Consider the following 25,368-nt stretch of genomic DNA (forward strand, 5'->3'; position numbering starts at 1 on the left):
ATTCAGGGCCTGTTCAATTCGGGCTTTATTCCGCCGCCGGGTTCAGCAACTCGGACAACGCATCCGGCTGGCTCTTGAACGCCTTGGCAAACACATCGCGATTCTTCGCCATGTAGATCCCGGCTTCCTCCACCTGCTGCTCGCTCAGGGACGGCACGGCTTTTTGCAACACTTCTGCGAGCAACTCAGCGAGTTCAAGCATCTTGTCATGACGGTCAGCTTCGGCTTTATCCATGAACAAACGCTCCAGATCTCGGCTGCTGCGGTATACCACTTCGACGGCCATTCACCACCTCACATGCCTTCACGATAGTTGTCTATTGCGACTACTGTATTTATATACAGCTAAAAGGATAAGCCAATCCATGGGGTTTGGGTAGCAGCTTTTTAATGTAGTTGGGAAATGGGGGTTTGCTACAACGGAAATTTCTGACAACTTGCCGGGGTTGCGCTGGATTTGTCCGGTGGCTTACCTTCCTCGGGCGCTGCGTATGCAGCGAGTGGGCTTGGCGGCCCGGTAGAAGATAGCGCAACGACCCCCAACAAGATTGCTGGCGTTTTAACGCCTGCTTTCCTATGTCATGGCGGGTTGCGCAGGGACCCTTCGGGGTGCTGGGTTTCTTCTTACCGGTCCGCCAACCTTGTGCAATCCGTCACCCAATCTGCTTGGCGGCAGACGGCGGTGGATCTCCATTCGATCAAGAAGAGATACGCCATGAAAAAGAACTCCCCCAACCCCCCAGACAACTCACGCAATGACGCTCGGCTGCAAGCGGCTGCCAATCGGGCCATTGATCACTACTTGCGGTCTGAATCGCTTCAACCTGCTCCGGAGCCCCCCGCGACGCTTTTCAGCGTAACGCCTCGGGCTGACACGCAAACCTTACTGGTCAACGCCAGCGAAACCTTGAATAGCGCCCGTGAAATGGCAAGCACACTGGCTTTTGATCTTGATGGCTCACAGCGCAGCTTGCTGTTGGCAATTCACCAGTTGGTGGAGATGGGTGGTTTACTGGTTGACCGCGCGCTAGAGCAGGTGGCATAGGCCGATCCCAATACACAGGAGCTGGCAAGCCAGCTCCTACAAAATCGGCATAGGCTTTGAATTTTTATCGAGACTTCTTTTCCCTCAGATATCCCCGCAGATACCCAAGAGCCCGCCGCCAGTTATGACCGCTGGTTCCGTTCCCAGGTGAACGCTGCCCTTGATGATCCAAGCCGTGGCGTCCCTCATGATCACGTCATGGCAGAAATGCGGGCGCTGATTGACGCCAGGGTCGCAAGACATTCAATTGATTGAAGTGCCTCATATCAAGCCGCCATCATCTCACTCTGCAATCCCTGGCCTTTTTTCTGCATGCCTAACTATCGTCACGCCGAACGGGCATTATCCGATCCGCCGTGAGGCACGACGCAGGTATTGGCCGGGTTGGCTATTTTTTAAACAGTGGTGGTGAGCAATGACAGAAATGAAGTGGGCCGACAAAGTGCGCAAAAGCCTGCACGCGAGTGCAGATTCCCTGGGCAACCTGGCAGTGGAGGCATTTCACTATCTGGCGCTTTTTGGTATCGGTGCAATCACCGCCTATGCGGCAATAATGACCTTTATCGACATGTTGCAAAAAGGCGGCATCAGCGTTGATGACATCCTGCTGCTGTTTATCTACCTGGAGTTGGGCGCCATGGTGGGGATCTACTTCAAGACCAACCACATGCCCATCCGCTTCCTGCTCTACGTGGCGATCACGGCGTTGACCCGCCTGCTGATCGGCGACGTGTCCCACCACAATGCCCCGGACCTGGGCATCATTTACTTGTGTGGCGGGATTCTGTTGTTGGCGTTCGCCATCCTGGTGGTGCGTTTTGCTTCGTCGCGCTACCCATCGGTCAAGGAAAAGTCCGAATCCTGAGTCAGAGCCCGGCCGCAATGGGCGGTCGGTTGCTCGGCGGGCGCTGCAGCAGTTTGTGACTGTCGCCGTCGGTCATCACTGCCAAAATCTCCATGGCGCTGTGCCCTTGTTCAATGGCAATGCCGAATTGCACGCTTTGCACTAGGCGTTTGAGGCGTTGCGGGTCATTGCGCTGTTCGGCGCTGATCATGCGTTTGGCGACCACGCCGCTGTCGTCGGAGAGGGTCAGCATGATGCTGCCGTCCAGGCGCTGGATGCTCAGGTTGACCCGGTATTGGGGGGCGAACGTGTCGGTGATCAGTTGAAAAGGATTGTCCATGGTGCGTTACCGCCTGATAAGAACATGCACTGATTGACGACCGGTATGGCGATTGGTTCGTGTTGCCTGACCACCGGTCGCAAGCTCCGTTTTCCTTCAGTGGGTGTACAGCAAGGGGCGTGCCGTACAGCTATCTTTCTGACGACGAACTGCCCCTGTGGGAGCGGGCTTGCCCGCGATTGCGGTGGATCAGCCAACCATTCAGTGACTGATGCAGCGCTATCGTGGGCAAGCCCGTTCCCACAGGTTGATCTGTGCAGTGAGCTGTTTCAGGGCACCAGCGAGAAAATGACCGCTGACAGCGCAATCAGCCCCACCAACACCACAAACACATTCGACACCTGGCCCGAATACTGGCGCAGCGATGGCACGCGGCGGATTGCGTACATCGGCATCAGGAACAGCAAGCACGCGATGATCGGCCCGCCGAGGGTTTCGATCATGCCCAGGATGCTTGGGTTGAACGTGGCCACGGCCCAGCAACTGAGGATCATGAACACCGCGGTGCAGCGTTCCAGCCAGCGCGCCGACAAGGTGCGGTTGCGCCCGCGCAGGGTTTTGACGATCAGGCCCTGGAAGCCTTCGCTGGCGCCGATGTAGTGGCCGAGGAAGGATTTGGTGATGGCCACCAGCGCGATCAACGGCGCCGCGTAGGCGATGACTGGGGTCTGGAAGTGGTTGGCCAGGTAGGACAGGATCGAAATGTTCTGCGCCTTGGCGGCGGCAAGATCAGCCGGTGACAGCGCCAGTACGCAACTGAAGCAGAAGAACATCACCGTCAGCACCATCATGCCGTGGGCCGTGGCCAGGATGCCGCTGCTCTTGCGTTCGGCTTGGGCGCCGTACACGCGTTTCTGGTCCACCGCAAAGGCCGAGATGATCGGCGAATGGTTAAACGAAAACACCATCACCGGAATCGCCAGCCACAGGGTCTTGAAGAACACCGGCAGGGGCATGCCCTCACTGGCGGAGGCGAAGAACGCGCCGTTCCAGTTGGGGATCAGGCTCACGGCCAACAGCAGCAAGGCGGCGACGAACGGGTAGACCAGCACGCTCATGGCCTTGACGATCACGCCCTGGCCGCATCGCACAATGGCCATCAGGCCGAGGATCAGCACCAGAGACAGGATCGCCCGTGGCGGCGCAGTCATGTGCAGTTGGTGTTCCATGAAACTGCCGAGGGTGTTGGTCAGCGCGACGCTGTACACCAGCAGGATCGGGAAGATGGCGAAGAAGTACAGCAGGGTGATCAGCTTGCCGGCACCGACGCCGAAATGTTCTTCCACCACGTCAGTGATGTCGCCGGATTTGCCCGACAGCACAAAGTGCGTCAGCCCACGGTGGGCGAAGAAGGTCATGGGGAAGGCCAGCAGCGCCAGCACGATCAGCGGCCAGAAGCCGCCGACCCCGGCGTTGATCGGTAGAAACAGAGTGCCAGCACCGATGGCGGTACCGTAGAGGCCCAGCATCCAGGTGGTGTCGTGCTTGCTCCAGCCGGTCGTTACGGTTTGCGTGACAGCAGCGGGATTTTCGGCAGCAGGTGTACGTACATCGGTCATCGTTATTGCCTCATTATTATTTTTGCGCGGGCTCACGTAGGGGGCAGGTAGCAGTGCTCCTCAGCACTCCACCCAGCTGACCGCCAGGCCGCCCCGTGAAGTTTCTTTGTATTTGTCATGCATATCGGCGCCGGTATCGCGCATGGTGCGGATCACCCGGTCGAGGGAAATGAAGTGTTTGCCGTCGCCACGCAGGGCCATTTGTGTGGCGTTGATGGCTTTGACGGCGGCGATGGCGTTGCGCTCGATGCAGGGCACCTGGACCAGGCCGCCGACGGGGTCGCAGGTCAGGCCGAGGTTGTGCTCCAGGCCGATTTCGGCAGCGTTTTCCAGTTGCTCGGGGGTGGCGCCGAGAATATCCGCCAGGCCCGCAGCGGCCATGGCGCAGGCCGAACCGACTTCGCCCTGGCAGCCGACTTCAGCGCCGGAGATCGAGGCGTTTTTCTTGCACAGGATGCCGACGGCGGCTGCGGCCAGGAAGAAGTTGACGACATCATCGTCGGACGCGTCGGCATTGAACTTCATGTAGTAGTGCAGCACTGCCGGAATGATCCCGGCTGCACCATTGGTCGGTGCGGTGACCATGCGCCCACCGGCGGCGTTTTCTTCGTTGACGGCGAGGGCGAACAGGTTGACCCATTCCATGGCCGACAAGGTCGAGGTGATCACATTCGGTTTGCCGATTTCCAGCAGGCTGCGGTGCAGTTTTGCGGCGCGGCGCGGCACATCCAGGCCGCCGGGCAAGATGCCTTCATCACGCAGGCCTTGCTCGACGCACTCGCGCATTACCGACCAGATATGCAGCAGGCCACTACGGATTTCTTCATCGCTACGCCAGGCGCGTTCGTTGGCCATCATCAATTCAGAAACCCGCAGGCCATGCTTGTTGCACAGGGCCAGCAGTTCGACGGCGCTGGAAAAGTCGTAGGGCAGTTCTACATCGCTGGTGGGAGCAATACCCGACTCGGCCTCGGCCGCCTCAATGATGAAACCACCGCCCACCGAGTAGTAGGTCTGTTCGCTCAACAGGCCGTTTGCCCCGTAGGCATGCAGGGACATGGCGTTGGGGTGGTAGGGCAGGCTTTCTTCCAGCAACAGGAGATCGTGCTGCCAGTTGAAGGCAATTTCTTTTTGGCCTGCAAGCATTAACCTGGAGGATTCGCGCAACTGCTGGATACGCGGCCCAATCGAGGTGGGGTCAACCCGATCTGGCCATTCGCCCATCAACCCCATCACGCACGCGCGATCGGTGGCGTGGCCCACGCCGGTGGCAGACAGCGAGCCGTACAGGCGCACTTCCACGCGTTGGGTGTGCTCCAGCAATTGTTGGTTGGTGAGGGACTGGGCGAAGGTTGCCGCAGCCCGCATAGGGCCCACGGTATGGGAGCTGGATGGGCCGATGCCCACCTTGAATAGATCAAAAACGCTGATAGCCATGCTAAAGCCTTACAAGCTATGGAGTAGGAAATCGCTGCCATGTTTTGTAGGACAAGCGGAAGAGGCGCGATACTGAGCCTCTAGATCGGCACTGACCAACGAATTATCCTAAGACACCCTTTAGCAGGACTAAACTCTATGACTCGCCCCCTGCATGCCCAGACCTATGTCTGGTTGCACGTATTTGCCTGCGCTGCACGGCATTTATCCTTTACCCGTTGCGCCGAAGAACTGCACATCACCCCTGGGGCGGTCAGCCAGCAGATTCGCCAACTGGAGGAGCGTCTGGGCTTTCGCCTGTTCCATCGCCGGGCGCGTGGCGTGGAGTTGAGTGCCGAAGGGCAGCGGCTGGCGACCACGGTAAGCGAGGCCTACGGCAGCATTGATGCCGAGTTGCAGCGCCTGGATGCGGGGATGATCAGCGGCACCCTGCGGCTGCGCTCGATTCCGTCCTTTCTGGGCAAATGGTTGACGCCGCGTTTGCCGCGTTTGCAGCAGCGTTTCCCGGATATCCAGTTACGGTTGGTGGCCGAGGACAGCAGCATTGCCTTGCACGAAGGCGACTTTGACCTGGCCATCGACCTCAACGACGGCAGTTATCCCGGTTTGTTATCCACAGCCTTGCTCGACGAGCAGATATTTCCGGTGTGTGCGCCAAGCCTGTTGCGCGGGCGGCCGCCGCTGCACGGTCCGGCCGACCTGGCCCACTTCCCGCTGTTGCACGACATCACTGCCTGGCGTGGGAGTTATGAATACGCCGAATGGGAGTTTTACCTGAATGCGATCGGCTATCCCGACGCCGACGTGCGACGTGGGCACACCTTTAACCGCAACCACCTGACCATCGAAGCGGCAATTGCCGGCATGGGCGTGGCGATTGCCCGGCGCACCCTGCTCAATGACGAATTGGAGCGCGGCACCCTGATCGTGCCGTTCGGTCTCGCGGTGCCGAATCACAAGCGCTATGTACTGCTGTATGCGCCAGGCGCGCTGAACCATCCCGGCGTGCGTGCGGTGCATGATTGGCTGGTGGAAGAGGCGGGGATTTTTCGCGGATTGCACCCCTTGGGAGAGGGGCAATTGTGAGGAATTACGCAGGTAGGCGGGGATACCCAACTCCCGACGATAACAGCGCTTTGGGCGGCTGTCAGGCTTAATTTGTAATGTGGGATTTATCTTTGCATAGGGGTTGAATTGTTCCTTCAGGTGCTCAATTGTGTAGTTAAGAGGTCATGGTTTCACCGCATCGGTGTTGCAGTTGTGATCTCTGGCGAGCTAGCTGAAATAAGGGAAACACTATGCAAATCCAAGTCAACAGCGACAACCATATTGAAAGCAGCATCCGACTGGAGGAGTGGGTACGTACTACCATTGAGAGCACGCTCGAACGTTATGAAGAAGACCTGACCCGCGTCGAGGTCTACCTGCGGGATGAGAACGGCGACAAGCCGGGCCCCCATGATTTGAGTTGCCGCCTGGAAGCGCGGCCAAAGGGTCATCAACCGATTTCGGTCATCCATAAAGCCGACACCCTGGAACAAGCGATCGACGGTGCGGCCACCAAACTGGATAACGCGCTGGAGCATCTGTTCGGCAGACTGCAAGGCAAGCCGCGTGCAGAGAAACGCACGCCCAACAACCAAGTCGATGAAGCCGGGCTTGAAGAGGAATTCCTGGAAAACGAACAGGCTGCGCTTAACAGCTGATTGCTGACTGTTTTTCAACCCCATACAAAACGGGCCTGCAGATGCAGGCCCGTTTTTTTTGTGGCTGATAGGTATCAAATGTCGGAGCTGGCCAGCAGTGTATTCAGGATCTTTGCCGGCCCGTCAGAACGCGACTGAGGTCTGCACATACACGGTGCGCGGTTCTCCCACGTATTTGCCCTTGTTGTTATCGTCAAACGAACGGGTGAAGTACTGGGTGTTGAAGATGTTTTTCACCCCCACCGCCACATTCAGATCCGACAACTGCGGGCCGAAGTCGTATGCCGCGCGGCTGCTGAACAGCATGTAGCCGGGGATGCGCCCATTGCTGCCATCCACGCTTTCGGCCTGGGTGTTGGCGTTATCGGCGAATTGGCTGCTCTGGTAGGTGCTGTCCAGGTTCAACTTCCATTGACCTTCGGTGTAGCCCACGCCCAGGGTACCTTTGTGCTTGGACGAGAAGGGCACGCGGTTGCCTTTGTTCGGGCCGTCTTCGCGGATGGTTGCATCGACATAGGCGTAGCTGGCGTACACATCAAAGCCAGCCAGCGCCGGGCTCAAGCCGTCGAGGGCGTAATTGACGCTGGACTCGATACCCTGGTGCCGCGTTTCGCCCCGGGCGATCACCGAGTCGTTGGTCTGGTTGCTTTCGTACTGGTTGTCGAAGTTGATCAGGAACGCGCCGATTTCTGCGCGCAGCGCGCCATTGTCGTAGCGCGTGCCGACTTCCCAGGTGCGGGCCTTTTCTGGCTTGACCGCACCGCTGCTCACACGGTTGGGCATCTGGCTGTACTGCACGCTGCCGAAGGAACCTTCGGTGTTGGCGTACAGGTTCCAGTCGTCGGTCAGGTGATACAGCACGTTCAACGCCGGCAGGGCGGTGTTGTAGTCACCCTTGTATTTGACGTCGGTCAGGTTGTTGGTCTGCTGGGACTTGATCATCTCGTAGCGGATGCCCGGGGTCACGGTCCATTTGCCGATATCGATCCGGTCGTCGATAAAGAACGCGTTGGCTTCGGTGCCACCCCCGGGTGTCGCGGTCGTTGCGGCTGTCGGTGTTGGGCAGTTGCTGGTTGGCGCTGATCGGCGTGCGGTAGCGCAATTCATGCCCGGCCTCGTTGATGTAGCGGTAGCCCACGCCCACCTCGTGGCTGCTCGGGCCGAGGTCGAAGCCTTGGGCCAGGCGGGTTTCCAGGCCGCGTACCCAGTATTCGCGCGGCGACAGCGAAAGGAAGCTGCCCTGGTCCAGATAACCGCTGCGCAAGGTCTTGGTAAAGAAGCTGTTGACGGTGAATTCCCGGCGATCTTCCTGGTAGCGATAGCCTACGTTGAACATCGTACGGCGGCCCCAGAACTTGTCGTAGGGCCGGGTGGATTGATACGGGTCGGCCTTGTAGGCCGCCGTGCTCAAGCCACCGGGCATATCGGCCTGACCCTCGTAGTACTGGGCCATGGCATTGAAGCTGTTGGCTTCGTCCAGCTGGTAGTGGCCCTTGAGGATCAGGTCGTCGATTTGGGTGTCGCTGTGTTCACGCCAGTCACCGCCGCGGGTGCCGGAATACAGCAGCGCGCCGCCCAGGCCATTGTCGGCGGTGCCGCCGGCCAGCAGGTTGCCGGTGGTCTTGAAGCCATCGTGGCTGGAAGACGGGCTGGTCTCGGTCTGCAGGCCGCCCTTGACCGTCGGTGCATCGGGAATTGCCCGGGTCACGAAGTTGACCACACCGCCGACGTTCTGCGGCCCGTAGCGTACCGCGCCACCGCCGCGCACCACGTCCACGGCATCCATGTTGCCCATGCTGATGGGCGCGAACGACAGCTGCGGCTGGCCATACGGCGCGAAAGGCACCGGAATGCCGTCCATCAATACCGTCGAGCGCGACGCCAGGCGCGGGTTGAGCCCGCGAATGCCGAAGTTCAGCGCCATGTCGTGGCTGCCGGTGCCGTTGTTTTCCGGCGCGTTGACCCCGGGAATACGGTTGAGCACGTCACGGGCCTGGGTTGCGCCCTGGCGCTCGAATTCTTCACGACGGATCACATCACGGGCGCCGGGGTGTTCGAACACATTGATCTGCGCCGCATCGCCGAGCCAGTCGCCCACCACATTGGAGGTGCCCAGCTCCAGGGGGGCCGGCGCGTTCAGGGGTTGTAGGCTATAGGCATTGTCACCTTCGGCGCGGGCTTGCAGGCCGGTGCCCTTGAGCAATGCGTTCAAACCTTGCTCGGTGGTGTAGTTGCCCCGCAGGCCCTGGCTTTGCGCGCCGGCAGTCACTTCGGAGCCAAACGAAATCAGCACGCCAGCCTCACGCCCAAATTGATTCAATGCCGCTTCCAGAGACGCCGGGGCGATGTGATAAGGCTTGGCCTCGGCCGCCAGGGCGTAAGGCAGGGCGCTGAAACTGAGGCTGGCGCCCAGCAGCAAGTGGCGCAGCGTACGGGCAAGTGGCGTCAGGCGAGTCGGTTGCTGGGGCATGAAGAACGTTCCTCAGAGGTGGGAAACAGGGTGGCTTTCCCTCTCTGTCACGCGAGGTACGGAAAACGGCTCACGGGTGTCGAAAATAATTCAGGCGCGGGCTTCGACGCTGACCCAATAGCGGGTAAACCGCCGCACTTTGACCGGCAGGCTGATTTGCAGCAGGTCGAGGATGCGCTCGCTGTCGTCCAGCGGGTAGCTGCCGGAGATCAGCAGGTTGGCCACCTGCGGATCACACTGCAATTGGCCACGGCGATAACGGCTCAGTTCCTCGAGGAAATCTGCCAGGCGCATGTGCGATGCCACCAGCATGCCGTCGGCCCAGGCACCCGTGTTGGCATCGGTGAGGCGCGGGGTATCCCAACCTTTGCGGGTGAGGTTGACCTGGTGGGATTTTTCCAAGGGCAGGGGCAGGCCGCTGTAGGACCTGGGTGCAATCTCCACCTGGCCATCCAGCACCGCGACCTGGGTGTGATCGTTGAACTGACGCACATTCACCTGTGCCGCCTGGGTGCTGACGACGCCCTGGCCGGTGATGATCTGCAACGGGGTGCTGGTGCGCAGCAATATCTCGCCTTCGAGCAGGCGGATCAGGCGCTGTGGGCCATCGAATTGCACATCCACCGCACTGGCAGTATTGAGTTGCAGCTGGCTGCCGTCGGCCAGTTGTACCTTGCGGCGCTGGCCGAGGGGGCTGCGATAGTCGGCGGTCAACGGCGGGATCAAGTGCTGCTGGCGCAAGCCCCACGTAGCCGCCGAGCCGACGCCGAGGATCAGCAGCAGTTTCAGGGCCTGGCGCCGGCTGCTGGATTGCGGTGCGTTCAACGCCGCATGGGCCAGGGGCGAGGGCATGCCGCGCAGGCGTTGGTTGACCCGCTGAATATGCTCCCACGCCCGTTGATGCTCGCTGTGGGCCTCCAGCCAGTGTTGCCATTTGGCCTGTTGGCGCGGGTTGAGCGGGCCTTGCTGCATTTGCATCAGCCACTGCACCGCCTGTTCGGCGACCTGGGTCGAGAAGTGTGTGGTGGGGTTCATAGGGCGAAATAGCAGCGCATGGCCGCTTTGTTCAGATGACGTTTGACGGTGGCGATGGAAATACCCAGTTCGGCAGCGATTTGCGCGTAGGTCAGGCCATCGAGCTGGGCCAGCAGGAAGGCGCGTTTGACCAGCACGGGCAAACCGTCGAGCAGTTGGTCCAGCTCCATCAGGGTTTGCAGGATGATCGCCCGCGCTTCTTCCGATGGCGCAGCAAGTTCAGGCATTTGCGCCAGGGCGTCGAGGTAGGCGCGCTCCAGGTCCTGGCGGCGGTAGTGGTTGAACAGCACGCGCTTGGCGATGGTGGTGAGGAAGGCGCGGGGCTCGATCAACGTCGGGGTTTCGCGGGCGCTTAACACCCGGATGAACGTGTCCTGGGCCAGGTCGGCGGCGCTGTGCGGGCAGCCGAGCTTGCGTCGCAACCAGCCGGTCAGCCAGTGGTGATGGTCGTGATACAGGACTTCGACGGTATTGGACGGCCGCAACGCGAACACTCCGGCAGCATCTGCATGCTTTAGATAACGAGAATTGTTCGCATTGTAGAGTGGCCAGGTGGCATTCGGCAATTAGCACAGGACCGATAGCCGTTTTAAAGTCGCCACAAGACCCTGTGGGTGTTGGCTTCATCCGTTCTCTTTTGCTTATAAGAATAATTATCATTAAACTCCCGCCCCTGATAAACCAGGTGCCACTGGCATGAAAAGCAAAGCATCACTTCCTGTTTCCTATCGTCTCGGCGTGACGTCGCGGCTGCTGGCGGCTGTGGTCGGTGGCTATGTGCTGGCGTCCCTGGCCAGCGTGTGCCTGACCTTGTGGCTGCCAATCTCCCGCGCCGATGCGGTGGTCAGCGGCATGCTCAGTTCCTTTGTGTTCTACCTGCTGGCAGTGATCTGGTGTTTTGCCTGCCGCAGTGCCGCCCGCGCCTGGTTTGGCGTGCTGGTGCCCTGCGCGATACTGGCCACCCTGGCAGGCCTGGCCTATTGGATGGCGCGCCCATGAAAGAGGGTTTCCGTCAGGCCATGGCCTGGTTGCACACCTGGGCCGGGTTGATTTTCGGCTGGTTGCTGTTCGCGATTTTCCTCACCGGCACCCTGGCTTACTTCAAGGGCGAAATCACCCACTGGATGCAGCCGGAAGTGCCCGCCCATGCGGTGGACGATGCGCGCAGTGTGGCCGTGGCGCAAAGCTATCTGGAACAGCACGCCCCCACGGCGGCGCGTTGGTTTATCGGCCTGCCCAACAGCCGCGACCCCGGTTTGTCGGTGATGTGGCAAGACAAGGTCGACCCTGGCCGGCGCGGCAATTTCATTGAGAAAATGCTCGACCCGGTCTCCGGCGAGCAACTCCAGGCCCGGGAAACCATGGGCGGCGAGTTCTTCTACCGGTTCCACTTCCAGTTGCAGATGCCTCACCCGTGGGGTCGCTGGTTGTCGACCATTGCGGCGATGGTGATGTTCGTCGCGCTGATCACCGGGATCATCACCCACAAGAAAATCTTCAAGGACTTCTTCACCTTCCGCCCGCGCAAGGGCCAGCGCTCCTGGCTCGATGGGCACAACGCGGTGGGCGTGCTGGTGCTGCCGTTCCACCTGATGATCACCTACAGCAGCCTGGTGATCTTCATGACCATGGTCATGCCCGCCAGCATCCTTGCGTCCTATGACGGCGATACCCGCGCCTTCTTCAATGAACTGTTCCCGGCCACCAACAACGCACCGGCCCTCGGCCAGCCGGGCAAGCTGCTGCCCTTGGCGCCGCTGGTAGAACAGGCACGGGCGCAGTGGGACGGTGGGCACGTGGGGCGGCTGGCGGTGAACAACCCCGGCGATGTGAATGCCGCAGTCAATGTCTCCCGCGCCGGTTCTGACCGGGTGGTGCATGATTTCGGCAGCACCGTGTCCTTTAATGGCTCCACCGGCGAACTGCTGCGGGTCAGTGCCGAGCAGTCGCTGCCGATGGCAATCGGTGGCAGTTTCTACGGCCTGCACATGGGGCACTTCGCCGGCCCGCTGCTGCGCTGGTTGTACTTTATCTGCGGCCTGGCGGGCACGGCGATGATTGGCACCGGCCTGGTGATCTGGCTGGGCAAGCGTCAGCTCAAGCATGTAAAGACCGGGGTGATGCCGTTTGAGTTGCGCCTGGTGGAAGTGCTGAACATTGCCAGCATGTCCGGGCTGGTCATCGCCATTGCCGCGTTTTTCTGGGCCAATCGCCTGCTGCCTGTGAGCTTCGCCGAACGCTCGCACTGGGAGGTGCAGAGTTTCTTTATCGCCTGGGGCCTGACCCTGCTCCATGCCATGTTGCGCCGTGGCCGCCGTGCCTGGATCGAGCAATTGGGCCTGGGCGCCGTGCTGTTTATGGCGGTGCCGCTGCTCAATGCGCTGACAACCTCCGAGCACCTGGGCGTGTCAGTGGCCAAGGGCGATTGGGCCATGGCCGGCTTTGACCTGACCTGCCTGGGCAGCGGCCTGTTCCTGGCCTGGGCTGCCTGGAAAATGCAGCACCGCAGCGCCGCCCAGCCCCGGGCCGAGCGCGCCCGCCCACTGACCCTCAAAAGCGAGGTGCACTGATGTTGCTGGCCTTGTTGCTGTGCTATGCGGGCTTTGTTGCACTGTGCCTGTCCCAGGACCGTCACCATGGCGAGTTGCTGCACAGCAAACCTTCGCCACGACGGCGCCTGGGGTTGCGCGTGGGCGGTTGGTTGTTGCTGGGGCTGTCGATCTGGCCGGCGGTACACATGGCCGGCTGGAGCCGGGGCCTGGTGGACTGGTGCGCGGTGCTGATGCTCAGTGGGCTGTTGCTGGTGCTGCTGTTGCCGTATCGACCCAGGCTGGCCCTGGTTCTCGCGGGCGTCGGCCTGCTGGTCAGCCCCGTTGCGGCTTTCGCGACCCTCTGAGCCCCTTTTGATGATCACCACGCCGCCCGAGCCCCAGGATCAGCCCCACGCAGAAGCGTCGGGCGGGCGCGCACATTTCCTGCAGGTATTTTTGTCCCAGCGTTCACAGATGGAGGCGTTGGTCAGCCGCCGCGTAGGCTGCCGGGCGACGGCAGCGGACCTGGTACAGGACCTGTTTCTGCGTTTCTGGCGCCGGCCCCTGGTGCAGGTCGAAGAACTCAGCACCTACCTGCTGCGCTGCGCCGGCAATATCGCCATCGACCACCTGCGCAGCGAAAACGCGCGGGTGCGCGGCACTGAAGGCTGGATGCCGGAGCAGCACGACCATCACAGCTCCGAGCCCCAGGCCGCGCTGGAAGCGGGCAACGATCTGCGCCATGTCGAAGCGGCGCTGCGCAGCTTGCCGGAGCGTACGCGGCAGATCTTTTTGCTCAACCGCATCCACGGGCGCAAATACGCAGAAATCGCCAAGGCCATGGGCCTGTCCCAAAGTGCCGTGGAAAAACATATGATGCGCGCCCTCGAGGCCTGCAAAGCCAGCCTTCGGCAAGCCCATCCGCCACGCTCGCCAGGGAAAGCACCGTGAACGTCACCCCGACACCCGCCCAGGAACAGGCCGCCCTGGCCTGGCTCAGCCTGCTGCACGATGCGCCGAGCAGTGGCGACCAGGCTACCTTCAGCCACTGGTTGCGCGCCGACCCGGCCCATGTCGAGGCGTATGCCCAGGCCCAGGTGCTGTGGGAACTGAGCGAAGTCCCGGCGAGCACTCTGGCTGACGAAGACGCGTTGGCCTTGCAGCGTTACCTCAAGGCCATGGACGGTGCGAAAGGCTCCCGCATGCGCCGCTGGTCTGCAGCGCTGGCAGTGGCGGCGTGCCTGGTGCTGATGGTGTCGCTGGGCGCGGGGTGGCAGCCGCAGCGCTGGGTCGATGACCTGGGCGCCGATTACGTCAGTGCGCCGGGTGAAGTCAAAACCGTGACCCTGGCTGATCAAAGCCAAGTCACCCTGGATGCCGACAGCGCGATTGCCGTGGATTTCAGTCACGGTGAGCGGCATATCCAATTGCGCCGCGGTGCCGGTTTTTTCAGCGTGGCCCACACCGGGCAAGCCTTTGTGGTGCACGCCGACAGCGGCGAAGTGCGGGTGCTGGGCACCCAATTTGAAGTGCGCCTGCAACCAGCGGGTGCCCAGGTGACGGTGCTGTCGGGGCGGGTAGGGGTTACGCCGTCGGCCCAGGGTCCTCAGCAAATACTGACGGCCGGCCAGCAAGTGGCCTACGCCGAGGGTGTGGCTGATGAGCGGCATGCGGTGGACAGTGAATCGCGCCTGGGCTGGCGTGATGGCTGGCTCAACTACTACAAGACCCCGCTGGCCGATGTGGTCAAGGACCTGGGCCGTTACTACCCCGGCCGCATCCTGCTGCTCAATGACGAACTCGGCGCCCGCCGGGTCAGCGGCAGCTTTCCGAGCAAAGACCCCGAGGCGGTGCTCAAGGCATTGCAAGCGGTGCTGGGCTTTGAGCAGCACAGTGTGTTGGGGCGGTTGATCGTGGTCCGCTAAAAACCAGCCCCACAGCAATAGTGAGCGCCTGAAGAGAAAGTTGATAATTATTCTTATTTGCATTTATGATATGTTATTACATTCATGCAAAGGAGCCACCCTATGAAAGTCCTGTCCTCCCTCAAAGAAGCCAAGAACCGTCATCGCGACTGCCAGATCGTCAAGCGCCGGGGGCGGATCTATGTGATCTGCAAATCCAACCCACGCTTCAAGGCCCGGCAGGGCGGGGCGAAAAACAAGAATAAAGGCTGATGTTGAAATTATTTTCAATTTCACCTGAGGTAAAACCCCACGCCATCCGTGTAGTGCTTGAAACTGCGATCAATTCGCATTAACAGCGTTTTCTACACGGGTTCTCAAGCATGAAGTCCAGGGCAAAAGCGGCGGTAGGCGGTTCGGTTAAACAGTGGCTGGGAGCCTCCCTTCTGGCCGCTTCAGGCCTGGCATTACAACCCCTGAGCCTGGCGCAAGCGGCGCAGGAGCAGAGCGCAGTCTTCAGCTTTGCGCTGCCGGCCAAGCCGTTGCCCCAGGCCCTGAGCGATTTCAGCCGGGTGACCGGCATCAGCGTGGTCTACACCGACGAAGCCCCCTACACCCTCAACGCCCCGGCCGTCAGTGGGCAGATGAGTGCCGCCCAGGCTCTGCAGCGCCTGCTGGGCAACTCCGGCTTGACCTTCCGCCAGATCGACGCCCGCACCCTGGCCCTGGAACCGCTGCCTAGCGAAGGTGCGGTCAACCTCGGCGCCACCACCATCAGTGGCGTCAACCAGCAGCAAACCACCAGCTACCAGCCACCGCCCACCAGCTCGGTGATGCGCTCCCAGGGCTTGCTGCTGGAAACCCCGCAAACCGTGAACATGGTGCCGGCCCAGGTGATGCGCGACCAGGTGCCGCGCAACCTCGACGATGCCTTGGCCAACATCAGCGGCATCACCCAGACCAACACCTTGGGCAGCACCCAGGATGCGGTGATGCTGCGTGGCTTTGGCGACAACCGCAATGGCTCGGTCATGCGCGACGGCATGCCCGTGGTGCAAGGCCGGTCGCTGAACGAAACCGCCGAGCGCGTCGAAGTGCTCAAAGGCCCGGCATCGTTGCTATATGGCATCCAGGACCCGGGCGGGGTGATCAACATTGTCAGCAAGAAACCCGAACTGACCCAATCCACCGCCTTGACCGTGCGTGGCTCGACCTATGGCAGCGGCAAGAACGGCAGCGGCGGCAACCTCGACACCACCGGCCCGTTGGGCGACAGCGGCCTGGCTTACCGCTTGATCGTCGACCATCAGGATGAGGACTACTGGCGCAACTTCGGCACCTATCGCGAAAGCCTGATCGCGCCGTCCCTAGCCTGGTACGGCGACACCACCCAGGTGCTGCTGGCCTACGAGCACCGCGAATTTCTCTCGCCGTTCGACCGTGGCACGGCCATCGACCCCAAGACCAATCACCCGCTTAACATCCCTGCCACGCGCCGCCTGGATGAGCCCTTCAACAATATGGAAGGCCGCTCGGACCTGTATCGCGTCCAAGTCGACCACGACCTGAACGACGACTGGACGGCCCACTTCGGCTACAGCTGGAACCGCGAAACCTACGACGCCAGCCAGGTGCGCGTGACTAAGGTCAATGCCAATGGCACCTTGACGCGCAACATGGACGGCACCCAAGGCGCGCTGACCACCGACCGCTTCACCACTGTGAGCCTTGAAGGCAAGGTGGACGTGGCCGGCATGCGCCATGACCTGGTATTCGGCCTGGATGACGAGTACCGCAAAATCTACCGCGCCGACCTGATCCGCCAGGCCAGCCGCAGCGTGTTCAACTACAACGACCCGGTGTACGGCCGCGAAGTGGCGGGCACCAACGTCAGCGCGCCGGACAGCAACCAGACCGACCTGCTGCGCAGCGATTCGGTGTTTTTCCAGGACGCCATTCACCTCACCGACCAGTGGATCCTGGTCGGCGGTGCGCGCTTCCAAGCATACGACCAATACGCCGGCAAGGGCCGCCCGTTCACGGCCAACACCAACAGCAACGGCCAGAAGTGGGTACCTCGTGCCGGCCTGGTGTATCGCTACACCGATGAGCTGTCGTTCTATGGCAGCTACACCGAATCGTTCAAACCCAACTCCACCATTGCGCCGCTGGACAACAAAATGGTGATCGACGGCAGCATCGCCCCGGAACAGTCCAAATCCTGGGAGCTGGGGGCCAAGCTCGATATGCCGGGGCGTATTACCGCTAACGTGGCCTTGTTTGATATCCAAAAACGCAACGTGCTGGTGTCGATCACCGAGGGCGCGACCTCGATCTACAGCGTCGCCGGCAAGGTGCGCTCCCGTGGCCTGGAAATGGACCTGAGTGGGCAGTTGACCGACCAGTGGAGCCTGATCGGCAGCTATGCCTACACCGATGCCGAGGTCACCGAACACCCGACCTTCAAAGGCAAGGGCCTGCAGAACGTGGCGAAAAATTCCGGCTCTGTTTCAGCCGTATATGACTTCGGCACCATCGTCGGCGGCGATCAACTGCGTGTCGGTGCCGGTGCGCGTTACGTGGGCGAGCGGGCTGGCGATGCCCTCAACAGCTTCGACCTGCCGGGCTACACCGTGGCCGATGCGTTTGCCACCTATGACACCAAGGTTGACGGGCAGAAGGTCAAGTTCCAGCTCAATGTGAAGAACCTGTTTGACCGTACCTACTACACCTCGGCCGTCAGCCGCTTGTTTGTGTCCATGGGCGATGCGCGCCAGGTGTCGTTGTCCAGCACCCTGGAGTTCTGACCGTCGGCGATGACGCTGGCGGCCTGAGCTGCTAGCGTTGCGCTCTTTGATGATTGCCGGGACGGTTTGATGCAGTTGGGACGATGGATACACACCAGCGCCATGCTGGTGGGCGTGAGCCTGTTATTGGGTGGCTGTGCCACGCCTTCGAAAACCGGCGAACAGGCGCTGGACCAATTGCTGGCTGATCCTGCCTTGGCGGGTGCCAGTGTTTCGCTGATGGTGCGTGATGCTCGCAGCGGCAACACGCTGTACCAGCACAACCCACGCACGCGGCTGGTGCCGGCCTCCAGCCTGAAACTGCTGACCACTGCGGCGGCCATGGATGTACTGGGCCCGCAGTATCGGTTTTCTACGCAGTTGCTGAGCAATGGCAGCCAACAGGGCACGCGCCTGCTGGGCAACCTGTACCTGCGGGGGCTGGGTGACCCGACGATCCAGTGGGCGGATTACCAGGCGCTGGCGGCGAGCCTCGCCGCCCAGGGCATCCGGCAGGTCCAGGGCGATATGGTGTTCGATGACAGCTGGTTCGACGCCGAGCGCTTGGGTGTGGATTGGGCCCATGACGACGAAGACAAGTATTACGGCGCGCAGATTTCCGCGCTGACCGTGTCACCCAATGCTGATTTTGATGCGGGCACCTTGATCGTCACGGCCAAGGCGCCCACAACGGTCGGCCAGTTGGTGAGTGTCACCCTGAGTCCGCCCACCGACTATGTACAGCTCAGCAACCTGGCCGTCAGCGGCCCAGGCAATAGCTATGGGCTCAATCGCCAGCATGGCAGCAACCTGCTGCGCCTGAGCGGCGCGTTACCGCCGGGCAAGCAAAGCCGCCAATGGGTCAGCGTGTGGGAGCCGACGCAACTGGTGGCCAATCTGTTTGCCCAGGCCTTGGCGGAGCAGGGGATCAGCGTGCAGGGGCGGCGGGTGATCGGTGGTGTGAGTCCGGCGACCGCCACTGTCCTGGCAAACACACCAGTCGGCACCGTTGCAGGAGCTGATCAGGCCCTTGCTCAAACTGTCCAATAACAGCATGGCCGAAGCGCTGCTCAAGGCCATGGGGCGCCAGCAGGCGAATGCCGGCACGGCGGCGGCCGGGGTTGCGGCGGTGGCCGACTTTATCAAGCGCCAGGGCCTGGACCCGGCAACATTAAGCCAGGTGGATGGCTCGGGTTTGTCGCGACGTAATCTGGTGTCGGCGCAGAACTTCACCGACCTGTTGCTGGCCATTAGCAAGCAGCCGTGGTTCAACGCCTGGTACGACGCGCTGCCCATCGCCGGCAACCCGGACCGCCTGGACGGCGGCAGCCTGCGTTACCGCCTGCGCGGGACAGCGGCGCAAAACAACCTGCAGGCCAAGACGGGGTCGATGGGTGGGGTGTCTTCGTTGACGGGCTACATCACCGATGCGGGTGGGCGGCGGTTGGTGTTTTCGATGCTGACCAACAACTATGTGGTGCAGGGGAGCCGGATCAAGGCGCTGGAAGATCGACTGGCCGTGGTCCTGGCACAAAGCCTCGATTGAAACCCGAACGCATTGGTTTTGTGTAAGGCCTCTAGGGCTGGAACGCCTGCCGGTATTCCCCCGGTGTCGCTCCCATTGCCTGGCGAAACCGGTTGGTAAAGTGGCTGGCGCTGGAAAACCCACACGCCAGGGCAATTTCCCCCAGCGGCAGTGAGCCGCTGCGCAACAGGGCCTGGGCCCGGGACAGGCGGCGGGCCAGTACATATTGATGGGGCGGCAGGCCAAAGCTTGTGCGAAACATCCGCGCGAAGTGGTATTCCGACAAGGCGCACAGCCCCGCCAGTTGCCCAAGGCTGATCGGCTCGGCCAGTTGCTGGTCGATGTACTCCACCAACTGCCGGCGCTGGTGCGCCGCCAGGCCGCCCTTGAGTCGCAACCCCTCACGCAGGCCGACCTGGCTGAGCAGGGTATGGTTGAGCATTTCAAAGGCCAGGCTGCTGGTCAGCAAGCGTTCTGCCGGTTCCTGCCAATTGAGGCGGATCAGTTGATGAAAACGTCGCGCTTGCGGTTCGTCTTCCAGAAAGGTGCTTTCGCGCAGTTGCAGGGCGCGGGGTTCACGGTCCAGCAGGGTGACGCAACCCAGGGCAAATTGCTCGGGGCTGAAGTACACATGGGCCAGGCGGATTTCACCATTGATCACCCAGGCCGACTGATGCTCGGCGGGCAGGATGCACAGCTTGTCGGGGCCGCCCTTGGTGCCGGGCTGGTTGCGCCGGAAAGTGCCGGTGCCGCCGGCCACATAGCAAGACAAGGTGTGATGGCTGGGCGCCTGGTAATCCTGGGCGTCGTGGTGGTTGCTCCACAAAGCTGCAGACAAGCCGTCCCCAAGCTCGGCAGACAGCTCCAGGCGAGCGTTGGGCGAGCTGTTCAGGGCTTTGAAGACTTGCAGGTTTTCCAGTGCAGACATGGGGTTCTCTCCGACGCCTTGCATCCTACTCCCGGCGGCTGGCGCTGTGATCCCTCGGCCCGACAAAAGCGCAAGAATCTGCAAGTGCCCAGCAGCAAGGCGGGGTGAAACTGTGGCTCAACCACCGGAGTGCGCCATGAACCTATCCCTGTATTTACTGACCGTGCTGATCTGGGGCACCACCTGGATTGCCCTCAAGTGGCAATTGGGCGTGGTGGAAATTCCGGTCTCGATCGTCTATCGCTTCGGCCTGGCGGCACTGGTGCTGTTTGGGCTGCTGTTGCTCAGCCGCAAATTGCAGGTGATGAACCGTCGGGGTCACCTGATCTGCCTGGCCCAGGGCTTGTGCCTGTTTTGTGTGAACTTCATGTGCTTCCTCACGGCCAGCCAGTGGATCCCCAGTGGCCTGGTGGCCGTGGTGTTCTCCACCGCGACACTGTGGAATGCGTTGAATGCGCGGGTGTTCTTCGGCCAGAAAGTTGCGCGCAATGTACTGCTGGGCGGCGGCCTTGGGTTGCTGGGGCTGGGGCTGCTGTTCTGGCCGGAACTGGTCGGGCACACGGCCAGCCCCGAAACACTGTTGGGTCTGGGCCTGGCGCTGCTGGGCACCCTGTGTTTCTCGGCAGGCAATATGCTGTCGAGCCTGCAACAGAAAGCCGGGCTCAGGCCGTTGACCACCAACGCCTGGGGCATGGCCTATGGCGCGTCGATGCTGGCGCTGTACTGCGTGGTCCAGGGCATTCCGTTTGAGATGGAGTGGAACACCCGCTATATCGGCTCGCTGCTGTACCTGGTGATCCCCGGTTCGGTGATTGGCTTTACCGCGTACCTGACCCTGGTCGGCCGCATGGGCCCGGAGCGGGCGGCGTATTGCACGGTGCTGTTCCCGGTGGTGGCATTGAACGTCTCGGCGCTGTTCGAGGGCTACCAATGGAGCGCCCCGGCGCTGGCCGGGTTGGTATTGGTGATGCTGGGGAATGTGCTGGTGTTTCGTAAGCCCAGGGCGGTCGCGCCTGTGAGCCCGCTTTTGCAACCGAAGCAAACCTAATGTGCAAGAAGATCTAATGTGGGAGCTGGCAGGCCAGCTCCCACAGTGTGATCCGCGTTACTTCAGGCCCAGGCGCTTGGCCATGCGCCCCAGGTTGGCGCGGTCCAGGCCCAGTTCGCGGGCGGCGCTGGCCCAGTTGTGCTGGTGGCGCTCCAGGCAGGCGCTGATCACTTGCCTTTGGTAGTGCTCGGTGGCCTGGCGCAGATCGCCAGTCACCACGGGGATTTCGCCAGGCTCTTCTATCAAGGGCGCAGAGTCATTGGGCAAGTCCAGGTCCTTGGCACTGAGGCTGAGGATCTTCGGTCGCTCGCGACAATTGCCCAGGGCCTTCAATGCGCTGCGGCCGATCAGGTGTTCCAGCTCGCGCACATTCCCGGGCCACCCATAAGCCAATAATGCCGCCTGGGCATCGCTGGTCAGGCGCAGGCTGCCCAGGCCCATGCGTGAACGGTTCTGTTCAAGGAAAAATCCGGCCAGCAACAACACGTCGCGCCCGCGTTCACGCAGGGCCGGCACTTGCAGGGGGTACACGCTCAAGCGGTGATAGAAGTCGGCGCGGTAGCGGCCGTTGCGCACCTCGGCGGCCAGGTCGCGGTTAGTGGCGGCGATCAGGCGCACGTCCACTTGATGCTCCTTATCCGAACCCAGCCGCTGCAACTGCCCGCTTTGCAGGACGCGTAACAGCTTGGCCTGGACCGTCAGTGACAACTCTCCCACTTCGTCGAGGAACAGGGTGCCACCGTTGGCCAATTCAAACTTGCCCCGACGCTCGTTCAGCGCGCCGGTAAACGCGCCGCGCACGTGGCCGAACAGCTCGCTTTCCACCAGGGTTTCCGGGAGGGCGGCGCAGTTGAGGCTGATCAGCGGCTTCTCCGCGCGGGGCGAGGCAGCGTGGATGGCCTGGGCCACCAGCTCCTTGCCGACCCCGGTTTCACCGGTAATCAACACGGTCAGGTCGCTGCCGCCCACCAGTTTGATTTCTTCCACCAGGCGCTTGTGGGTCTTGCTCTGGCCGATCATTTCCTTGTGCTGCTGGCCGCTGGCCTGGCGATAGATTTCCGCACGCTGGTGTTCGTCTTCGGCGCGCAGGGCCAGGTGCTCCATGCGTTCGGCCACATTGACCGTGGCGGCGGCGAGGCTGGCGAAGGCCTGCAAGGCGTCCAGTTCGACCCGGTCAAACCGCTCGGTGTCCAGGGCATCCAGGGTCAGCAGGCCCCAGGGATGGTCGTCGACAAACAGCGGGCAGCCCATGCAGTCGTGGACCTCCAGATGCCCGTGCAAGCCATCGACCAGGCCGTCGTAGGGGTCGGGCAGTTCGCTGTCACTGTCAAAGCGGGTCGGGCCGGGGCTGCTCAGCAGCACGGCAAAGCGCGGGTGTTCGCTGATCTTGAAGCGCCGGCCCAGGGTATCCGGGCTCAGGCCGTCCACGGCCAGGGGTACCAGCCATTCGCCGTCCAGGCGCAACAGCGCGGCGGCATCGCAGGGCAGCAGGGTGCGCATGGCTTGCAGCAGGCGTCGGTAACGCTCGCCTTCCGGCAGTTCACGGGACAGGTCAGCCACCAGTGGCAGCAGGGTGGTGAGCAGGGAATGTGCAGTCATAATGACTCCTTGTAGTCCTAATGACTATAAGGTGTAGGAAGTCATATTGACTATGTTTAATTTAAGTTGTTGATAAATAATGGTTTGTTAGTTGGCATGAATACTGATTGCTACAGGGTAATCATTCAGAAGCCTTAAAGGCTCAGGAGTCTCCCCATGCTTAGCGTTCAAGACCGTGCCATCATCAAGTCCACTGTGCCGCTGCTCGAAAGCGGTGGCGAAGCCCTGATCACCCACTTCTACCGCATGATGCTCTCCGAGTACCCCGAAGTGCGCCCGCTGTTCAATCAGGCCCACCAGGCCAGCGGCGACCAGCCCCGCGCCCTGGCCAATGGCGTGCTGATGTACGCCCGGCATATCGACCAACTGGATCAGTTGGGCGACCTGGTGGCCAAGATCATCAACAAGCACGTGGCCCTGCAAATCCTCCCGGAGCACTACCCGATTGTCGGCAACTGCCTGCTGCGGGCGATTTCCGAGGTGCTGGGTGACGAAATCGCCACCCCAGAAGTGATGAGCGCGTGGGGCGCGGCTTATGGTCAGTTGGCCGACATTCTGATCGGCGCAGAAAGCGCCATCTACGACGAAAAAGCCCAGGCCGTTGGCGGCTGGCGCGGGGCGCGTGCGTTTCTGCTGGTCAAGCGTGTGGAGGAGAGCAGTGAAATCGTCTCCCTGTACTTTGCCCCGGTGGACAATGGCCCGATCCTCGCCGCCGAGCCCGGCCAGTACATCGGCCTGAAGCTGATCCTCGATGGCGAAGAAGTGCGCCGCAACTATTCATTGTCGGCGCGCACCGATGCGGGCCTGTACCGCATCAGCGTCAAGCGTGAAGCGGGCGGGCGCGTGTCCAATTACCTGCATGACCAGATGCACGTGGGCGCGACCATCGACCTGTTCCCGCCATCGGGGGAGTTCACCCTGGTGCCCAGCGACAAACCCCTGGTGCTGATCAGCGGCGGGGTGGGCATCACCCCGACCTTGCCGATGCTGGAAGCGGCCCTGGCCACCGAGCGCCCGGTGCATTTTATCCACTGCGCACGCAATGGCGGCGTGCATGCGTTCCGCGATTGGGTCGATGCCCTGGCTGCGCGCCATCCGCAACTGCAGCGCTTTTACTGCTATGCCGAAGACGACGGCATCAGCCCGGCGGCGGACAAGCTCGGTTTGCTGACCCAGGAGCAACTGGCGGCGTGGTTGCCCGAAGAGCGTGATGTGGATGCCTACTTCCTGGGGCCGAAGGGTTTTATGAGCGCGATCAAGCGTCACCTCAAGGCGCTCGGTGTACCTGAGAAGCAGAGCCGGTATGAGTTCTTCGGGCCGGCGGCGGCGCTGGAATAAGCGGCCGCTCTTCAACACCGTATTGGCCTCTTCGCGAGCAAGCCCGCTCCCACATTTGATCTGTGAATACATTCAAATGTGGGAGCGGGCTTGCTCGCGAAGAGGCCCGAAAGACCACCACATTAATGTGTCGTTAACCCGCCTGCGCCTAAGATTGCGACGCCTACTGCTAAATTTTCACCACCTGTGTGTAAACTTGCGGCCATTGGCACACCCATCATTAGGCAAAGGGAAACGGGGATGATTGACGAAATGCGGTTGGGCCGTGAGCGGCGCTTCCTGGTGTTGCTGGGCATCATCTGCCTGGCGCTGATCGGTGGCGCGCTTTATATGCAGATAGTGCTGGGCGAAGCGCCATGCCCTTTGTGCATCTTGCAACGCTATGCCTTGTTGCTGATTGCGCTCTTTGCCTTTATTGGCGCGGCCATGCGCACCCAGCGCAGTGTCACGGTCTTTGAAGTGCTGGTCGTGCTCAGCGCCCTCGGTGGTGTCGCTGCCGCCGGGCACCATGTGTATACCCAGTTCTATCCGACCATCAGTTGTGGCGTCGATGTGCTGCAGCCGATTGTCGATGACCTGCCCCTGGCGAAGATCTTCCCCCTGGGCTTCCAGGTCGATGGTTTCTGCAGTACCCCGTACCCGCCGGTCCTGGGCTTGTCCCTGGCCCAGTGGGCGCTGGTGGCGTTTGTGTTGACGGTGATCCTGGTGCCCCTGGGCATTTACCGTAATCGCAAGCACAACGCTTAAATCGTCCTACAAAGCGCCCCTGTCCTGCTGATGCAGGCAGGGGCGTTTTTGTGTGTGGGCATTTTGTGAAGGGGTCATGACGCTGGACAAGATTGGCTGCGCGCAACGTGCGACACGTTGTCACACTGAGGGCGCCGCAGGACATTTCATACCCCATGGCACAGCGCTTAATCGACCATGGGTTGGGCGCTTTTGCCTGTCACTTTCCACCCTGGCCGACCCCGCGCGCGGCGTGCTCTACAGAACATCCGATGATGGGCGAATGCCTTGTTTTTAGCGGGCTTGCCTGGGGTTTGGCGACCCTGGAAGAGGTCTCTGGGTGCGACAGAATGGGCAATAACACGGCTTTTTTTGGGGTTTTTGTTGAGAATCAAACGCGATACGATCCCGAACCTTTGCAACAATGGCGCAGGATTATTGCTGGAAACGATAAAAATTATTTCTTTATAGGTCATGGTTTATACATCGCCAGCTAACTACAATCGCCCGCACTGAGTGTCCGGTGCTGCTCAACCCTGAGCAAATA

General features: G+C 61.3%; 24 protein-coding genes and 2 pseudogenes. 17 read left to right on the forward strand and 9 right to left on the reverse strand.

Features of this window, described 5'->3' with window-relative positions; all coding sequences use genetic code 11:
* Window positions 1-25: 25 nt before the first annotated feature.
* Window positions 26-286 carry a YebG family protein gene (locus tag PSH80_RS04625; RefSeq protein ID WP_003188807.1) on the reverse strand — a complete coding sequence of 87 codons (261 nt, stop codon included), beginning with the start codon at window positions 284-286 and terminating at the stop codon, window positions 26-28.
* Window positions 287-715: 429 nt separating this feature from the next.
* On the opposite strand from PSH80_RS04625, the gene PSH80_RS04630 reads away from it, so the two are divergent.
* The 3 genes from PSH80_RS04630 (at window position 716) to PSH80_RS04640 (ending at window position 1,910) form a co-directional block, all read left to right on the forward strand.
* On the forward strand, window positions 716-1,045 hold the full coding sequence (locus PSH80_RS04630) for a DUF6124 family protein (RefSeq protein ID WP_164844828.1): 330 nt from the start codon (window positions 716-718) through the stop codon (window positions 1,043-1,045).
* A 66-nt stretch (window positions 1,046-1,111) separates the two neighbouring features.
* On the forward strand, window positions 1,112-1,300 hold the full coding sequence (locus PSH80_RS04635; protein WP_081044175.1) for an antitoxin: 189 nt from the start codon (window positions 1,112-1,114) through the stop codon (window positions 1,298-1,300).
* A 160-nt stretch (window positions 1,301-1,460) separates the two neighbouring features.
* Complete coding sequence (locus PSH80_RS04640) at window positions 1,461-1,910, forward strand: phosphate-starvation-inducible protein PsiE (protein ID WP_057958341.1); 450 nt, start codon at window positions 1,461-1,463, stop codon at window positions 1,908-1,910.
* A gap of 1 nt (window position 1,911) precedes the next feature.
* Here PSH80_RS04640 and PSH80_RS04645 read toward each other — a convergent pair whose 3' ends face one another.
* From PSH80_RS04645 to PSH80_RS04655, 3 genes are all read right to left on the reverse strand, one after another.
* Window positions 1,912-2,229: a DUF3509 domain-containing protein gene (locus PSH80_RS04645; protein ID WP_057444533.1), complete on the reverse strand. Its 318-nt coding sequence runs from the start codon at window positions 2,227-2,229 to the stop codon at window positions 1,912-1,914.
* A 269-nt stretch (window positions 2,230-2,498) separates the two neighbouring features.
* On the reverse strand, window positions 2,499-3,788 hold the full coding sequence (locus PSH80_RS04650; RefSeq protein ID WP_186625451.1) for a serine/threonine transporter: 1,290 nt from the start codon (window positions 3,786-3,788) through the stop codon (window positions 2,499-2,501).
* 60 nt (window positions 3,789-3,848) lie between these two features.
* Window positions 3,849-5,225 (reverse strand): L-serine ammonia-lyase, encoded by a 1,377-nt coding sequence (locus PSH80_RS04655; protein ID WP_271043959.1) that lies wholly within the window; start codon window positions 5,223-5,225, stop codon window positions 3,849-3,851.
* A 138-nt stretch (window positions 5,226-5,363) separates the two neighbouring features.
* Between PSH80_RS04655 and PSH80_RS04660 the strand changes: the two genes are divergently transcribed.
* Both PSH80_RS04660 and PSH80_RS04665 read left to right on the forward strand, forming a co-directional pair.
* Entirely contained in the window at window positions 5,364-6,311 is a 948-nt protein-coding gene (locus PSH80_RS04660) for a LysR substrate-binding domain-containing protein (RefSeq protein ID WP_271043958.1), read from the forward strand.
* A 212-nt stretch (window positions 6,312-6,523) separates the two neighbouring features.
* Window positions 6,524-6,931, forward strand: coding sequence for an HPF/RaiA family ribosome-associated protein (locus tag PSH80_RS04665; RefSeq protein ID WP_057437847.1), 408 nt, complete (start codon window positions 6,524-6,526; stop codon window positions 6,929-6,931).
* 123 nt (window positions 6,932-7,054) lie between these two features.
* Here the strand turns inward: PSH80_RS04665 and fecA are convergent.
* The 3 genes and pseudogenes from fecA to PSH80_RS04680 all read right to left on the reverse strand — a co-directional run bounded on the left by fecA (window position 7,055) and on the right by PSH80_RS04680 (window position 10,921).
* Window positions 7,055-9,401, reverse strand: a pseudogene (gene fecA / locus PSH80_RS04670) (TonB-dependent Fe(3+) dicitrate receptor FecA).
* Between the two features lie 90 nt (window positions 9,402-9,491).
* Window positions 9,492-10,436, reverse strand: a complete 945-nt coding sequence (locus PSH80_RS04675; RefSeq protein ID WP_057958344.1) for a FecR domain-containing protein — start codon at window positions 10,434-10,436, stop codon at window positions 9,492-9,494.
* Window positions 10,433-10,921 carry a sigma-70 family RNA polymerase sigma factor gene (locus PSH80_RS04680; RefSeq protein WP_057958345.1) on the reverse strand — a complete coding sequence of 163 codons (489 nt, stop codon included), beginning with the start codon at window positions 10,919-10,921 and terminating at the stop codon, window positions 10,433-10,435. Before PSH80_RS04680 ends, PSH80_RS04675 begins: the two co-directional genes overlap by 4 nt.
* A 211-nt stretch (window positions 10,922-11,132) precedes the next feature.
* Here PSH80_RS04680 and PSH80_RS04685 point away from each other — a divergent pair, with 211 nt between their 5' ends.
* The 8 genes and pseudogenes from PSH80_RS04685 (at window position 11,133) to dacB (ending at window position 19,203) form a co-directional block, all read left to right on the forward strand.
* Window positions 11,133-11,435, forward strand: a complete 303-nt coding sequence (locus tag PSH80_RS04685) for a DUF3649 domain-containing protein (RefSeq protein ID WP_057958346.1) — start codon at window positions 11,133-11,135, stop codon at window positions 11,433-11,435.
* Window positions 11,432-13,006: a PepSY domain-containing protein gene (locus PSH80_RS04690; protein WP_305419381.1), complete on the forward strand. Its 1,575-nt coding sequence runs from the start codon at window positions 11,432-11,434 to the stop codon at window positions 13,004-13,006. Before PSH80_RS04685 ends, PSH80_RS04690 begins: the two co-directional genes overlap by 4 nt.
* On the forward strand, window positions 13,006-13,332 hold the full coding sequence (locus PSH80_RS04695) for a DUF3325 domain-containing protein (RefSeq protein WP_169960563.1): 327 nt from the start codon (window positions 13,006-13,008) through the stop codon (window positions 13,330-13,332). Before PSH80_RS04690 ends, PSH80_RS04695 begins: the two co-directional genes overlap by 1 nt.
* Before the next feature lie 7 nt (window positions 13,333-13,339).
* On the forward strand, window positions 13,340-13,918 hold the full coding sequence (locus tag PSH80_RS04700) for an RNA polymerase sigma factor (RefSeq protein WP_289139076.1): 579 nt from the start codon (window positions 13,340-13,342) through the stop codon (window positions 13,916-13,918).
* On the forward strand, window positions 13,915-14,892 hold the full coding sequence (locus PSH80_RS04705) for a FecR family protein (RefSeq protein ID WP_198830815.1): 978 nt from the start codon (window positions 13,915-13,917) through the stop codon (window positions 14,890-14,892). Before PSH80_RS04700 ends, PSH80_RS04705 begins: the two co-directional genes overlap by 4 nt.
* A 102-nt stretch (window positions 14,893-14,994) precedes the next feature.
* Window positions 14,995-15,144 (forward strand): type B 50S ribosomal protein L36, encoded by a 150-nt coding sequence (ykgO, locus tag PSH80_RS04710; protein ID WP_020297337.1) that lies wholly within the window; start codon window positions 14,995-14,997, stop codon window positions 15,142-15,144.
* A 110-nt stretch (window positions 15,145-15,254) separates the two neighbouring features.
* Window positions 15,255-17,678, forward strand: coding sequence for a TonB-dependent receptor (locus tag PSH80_RS04715; RefSeq protein WP_305419390.1), 2,424 nt, complete (start codon window positions 15,255-15,257; stop codon window positions 17,676-17,678).
* A 69-nt stretch (window positions 17,679-17,747) separates the two neighbouring features.
* Window positions 17,748-19,203, forward strand: a pseudogene (dacB, locus tag PSH80_RS04720) (D-alanyl-D-alanine carboxypeptidase/D-alanyl-D-alanine-endopeptidase).
* Window positions 19,204-19,234: 31 nt separating this feature from the next.
* On the opposite strand, the gene PSH80_RS04725 reads toward dacB, so the two are convergent.
* Window positions 19,235-20,110 (reverse strand): helix-turn-helix domain-containing protein, encoded by an 876-nt coding sequence (locus PSH80_RS04725; protein WP_120731702.1) that lies wholly within the window; start codon window positions 20,108-20,110, stop codon window positions 19,235-19,237.
* Window positions 20,111-20,246: 136 nt separating this feature from the next.
* Here PSH80_RS04725 and PSH80_RS04730 point away from each other — a divergent pair, with 136 nt between their 5' ends.
* Window positions 20,247-21,158 carry a DMT family transporter gene (locus PSH80_RS04730; RefSeq protein ID WP_057437865.1) on the forward strand — a complete coding sequence of 304 codons (912 nt, stop codon included), beginning with the start codon at window positions 20,247-20,249 and terminating at the stop codon, window positions 21,156-21,158.
* 57 nt (window positions 21,159-21,215) lie between these two features.
* Here PSH80_RS04730 and norR read toward each other — a convergent pair whose 3' ends face one another.
* Window positions 21,216-22,757 carry a nitric oxide reductase transcriptional regulator NorR gene (gene norR, locus PSH80_RS04735; protein WP_057958352.1) on the reverse strand — a complete coding sequence of 514 codons (1,542 nt, stop codon included), beginning with the start codon at window positions 22,755-22,757 and terminating at the stop codon, window positions 21,216-21,218.
* 156 nt (window positions 22,758-22,913) lie between these two features.
* On the opposite strand from norR, the gene hmpA reads away from it, so the two are divergent.
* The 3 genes from hmpA (at window position 22,914) to PSH80_RS04750 (ending at window position 25,318) form a co-directional block, all read left to right on the forward strand.
* On the forward strand, window positions 22,914-24,095 hold the full coding sequence (gene hmpA / locus PSH80_RS04740) for an NO-inducible flavohemoprotein (protein WP_115127459.1): 1,182 nt from the start codon (window positions 22,914-22,916) through the stop codon (window positions 24,093-24,095).
* Window positions 24,096-24,335: 240 nt separating this feature from the next.
* A complete protein-coding gene (locus PSH80_RS04745; RefSeq protein WP_057958354.1) occupies window positions 24,336-24,842 on the forward strand; it encodes a disulfide bond formation protein B in 507 nt (168 codons plus the stop codon).
* 155 nt (window positions 24,843-24,997) lie between these two features.
* Complete coding sequence (locus PSH80_RS04750) at window positions 24,998-25,318, forward strand: hypothetical protein (protein ID WP_128593286.1); 321 nt, start codon at window positions 24,998-25,000, stop codon at window positions 25,316-25,318.
* Window positions 25,319-25,368 lie beyond the last annotated feature (50 nt).

Origin of the sequence: Pseudomonas sp. FP818, from assembly GCF_030687335.1 — a bacterium.
GTDB lineage: Bacteria > Pseudomonadota > Gammaproteobacteria > Pseudomonadales > Pseudomonadaceae > Aquipseudomonas > Aquipseudomonas shahriarae.

Excerpts from the sequence above, each read along its gene's own strand:
- PSH80_RS04625 (WP_003188807.1), bottom strand. The coding sequence starts at position 286 with ATGGCCGTCGAAGTGGTATACCGCAGCAGCCGAGATCTGGAGCGTTTG.
- PSH80_RS04630 (WP_164844828.1), top strand. The coding sequence starts at position 716 with ATGAAAAAGAACTCCCCCAACCCCCCAGACAACTCACGCAATGACGCT.
- PSH80_RS04640 (WP_057958341.1), top strand. The coding sequence starts at position 1,461 with ATGACAGAAATGAAGTGGGCCGACAAAGTGCGCAAAAGCCTGCACGCG.
- PSH80_RS04645 (WP_057444533.1), bottom strand. The coding sequence starts at position 2,229 with ATGGACAATCCTTTTCAACTGATCACCGACACGTTCGCCCCCCAATAC.
- PSH80_RS04650 (WP_186625451.1), bottom strand. The coding sequence starts at position 3,788 with ATGACCGATGTACGTACACCTGCTGCCGAAAATCCCGCTGCTGTCACG.
- PSH80_RS04655 (WP_271043959.1), bottom strand. The coding sequence starts at position 5,225 with ATGGCTATCAGCGTTTTTGATCTATTCAAGGTGGGCATCGGCCCATCC.
- PSH80_RS04660 (WP_271043958.1), top strand. The coding sequence starts at position 5,364 with ATGACTCGCCCCCTGCATGCCCAGACCTATGTCTGGTTGCACGTATTT.
- PSH80_RS04665 (WP_057437847.1), top strand. The coding sequence starts at position 6,524 with ATGCAAATCCAAGTCAACAGCGACAACCATATTGAAAGCAGCATCCGA.
- PSH80_RS04675 (WP_057958344.1), bottom strand. The coding sequence starts at position 10,436 with ATGAACCCCACCACACACTTCTCGACCCAGGTCGCCGAACAGGCGGTG.
- PSH80_RS04685 (WP_057958346.1), top strand. The coding sequence starts at position 11,133 with ATGAAAAGCAAAGCATCACTTCCTGTTTCCTATCGTCTCGGCGTGACG.
- PSH80_RS04690 (WP_305419381.1), top strand. The coding sequence starts at position 11,432 with ATGAAAGAGGGTTTCCGTCAGGCCATGGCCTGGTTGCACACCTGGGCC.
- PSH80_RS04695 (WP_169960563.1), top strand. The coding sequence starts at position 13,006 with ATGTTGCTGGCCTTGTTGCTGTGCTATGCGGGCTTTGTTGCACTGTGC.
- ykgO (WP_020297337.1), top strand. The coding sequence starts at position 14,995 with ATGAAAGTCCTGTCCTCCCTCAAAGAAGCCAAGAACCGTCATCGCGAC.
- PSH80_RS04715 (WP_305419390.1), top strand. The coding sequence starts at position 15,255 with ATGAAGTCCAGGGCAAAAGCGGCGGTAGGCGGTTCGGTTAAACAGTGG.
- PSH80_RS04725 (WP_120731702.1), bottom strand. The coding sequence starts at position 20,110 with ATGTCTGCACTGGAAAACCTGCAAGTCTTCAAAGCCCTGAACAGCTCG.
- PSH80_RS04730 (WP_057437865.1), top strand. The coding sequence starts at position 20,247 with ATGAACCTATCCCTGTATTTACTGACCGTGCTGATCTGGGGCACCACC.
- norR (WP_057958352.1), bottom strand. The coding sequence starts at position 22,757 with ATGACTGCACATTCCCTGCTCACCACCCTGCTGCCACTGGTGGCTGAC.
- hmpA (WP_115127459.1), top strand. The coding sequence starts at position 22,914 with ATGCTTAGCGTTCAAGACCGTGCCATCATCAAGTCCACTGTGCCGCTG.
- PSH80_RS04745 (WP_057958354.1), top strand. The coding sequence starts at position 24,336 with ATGATTGACGAAATGCGGTTGGGCCGTGAGCGGCGCTTCCTGGTGTTG.
- PSH80_RS04750 (WP_128593286.1), top strand. The coding sequence starts at position 24,998 with ATGGCACAGCGCTTAATCGACCATGGGTTGGGCGCTTTTGCCTGTCAC.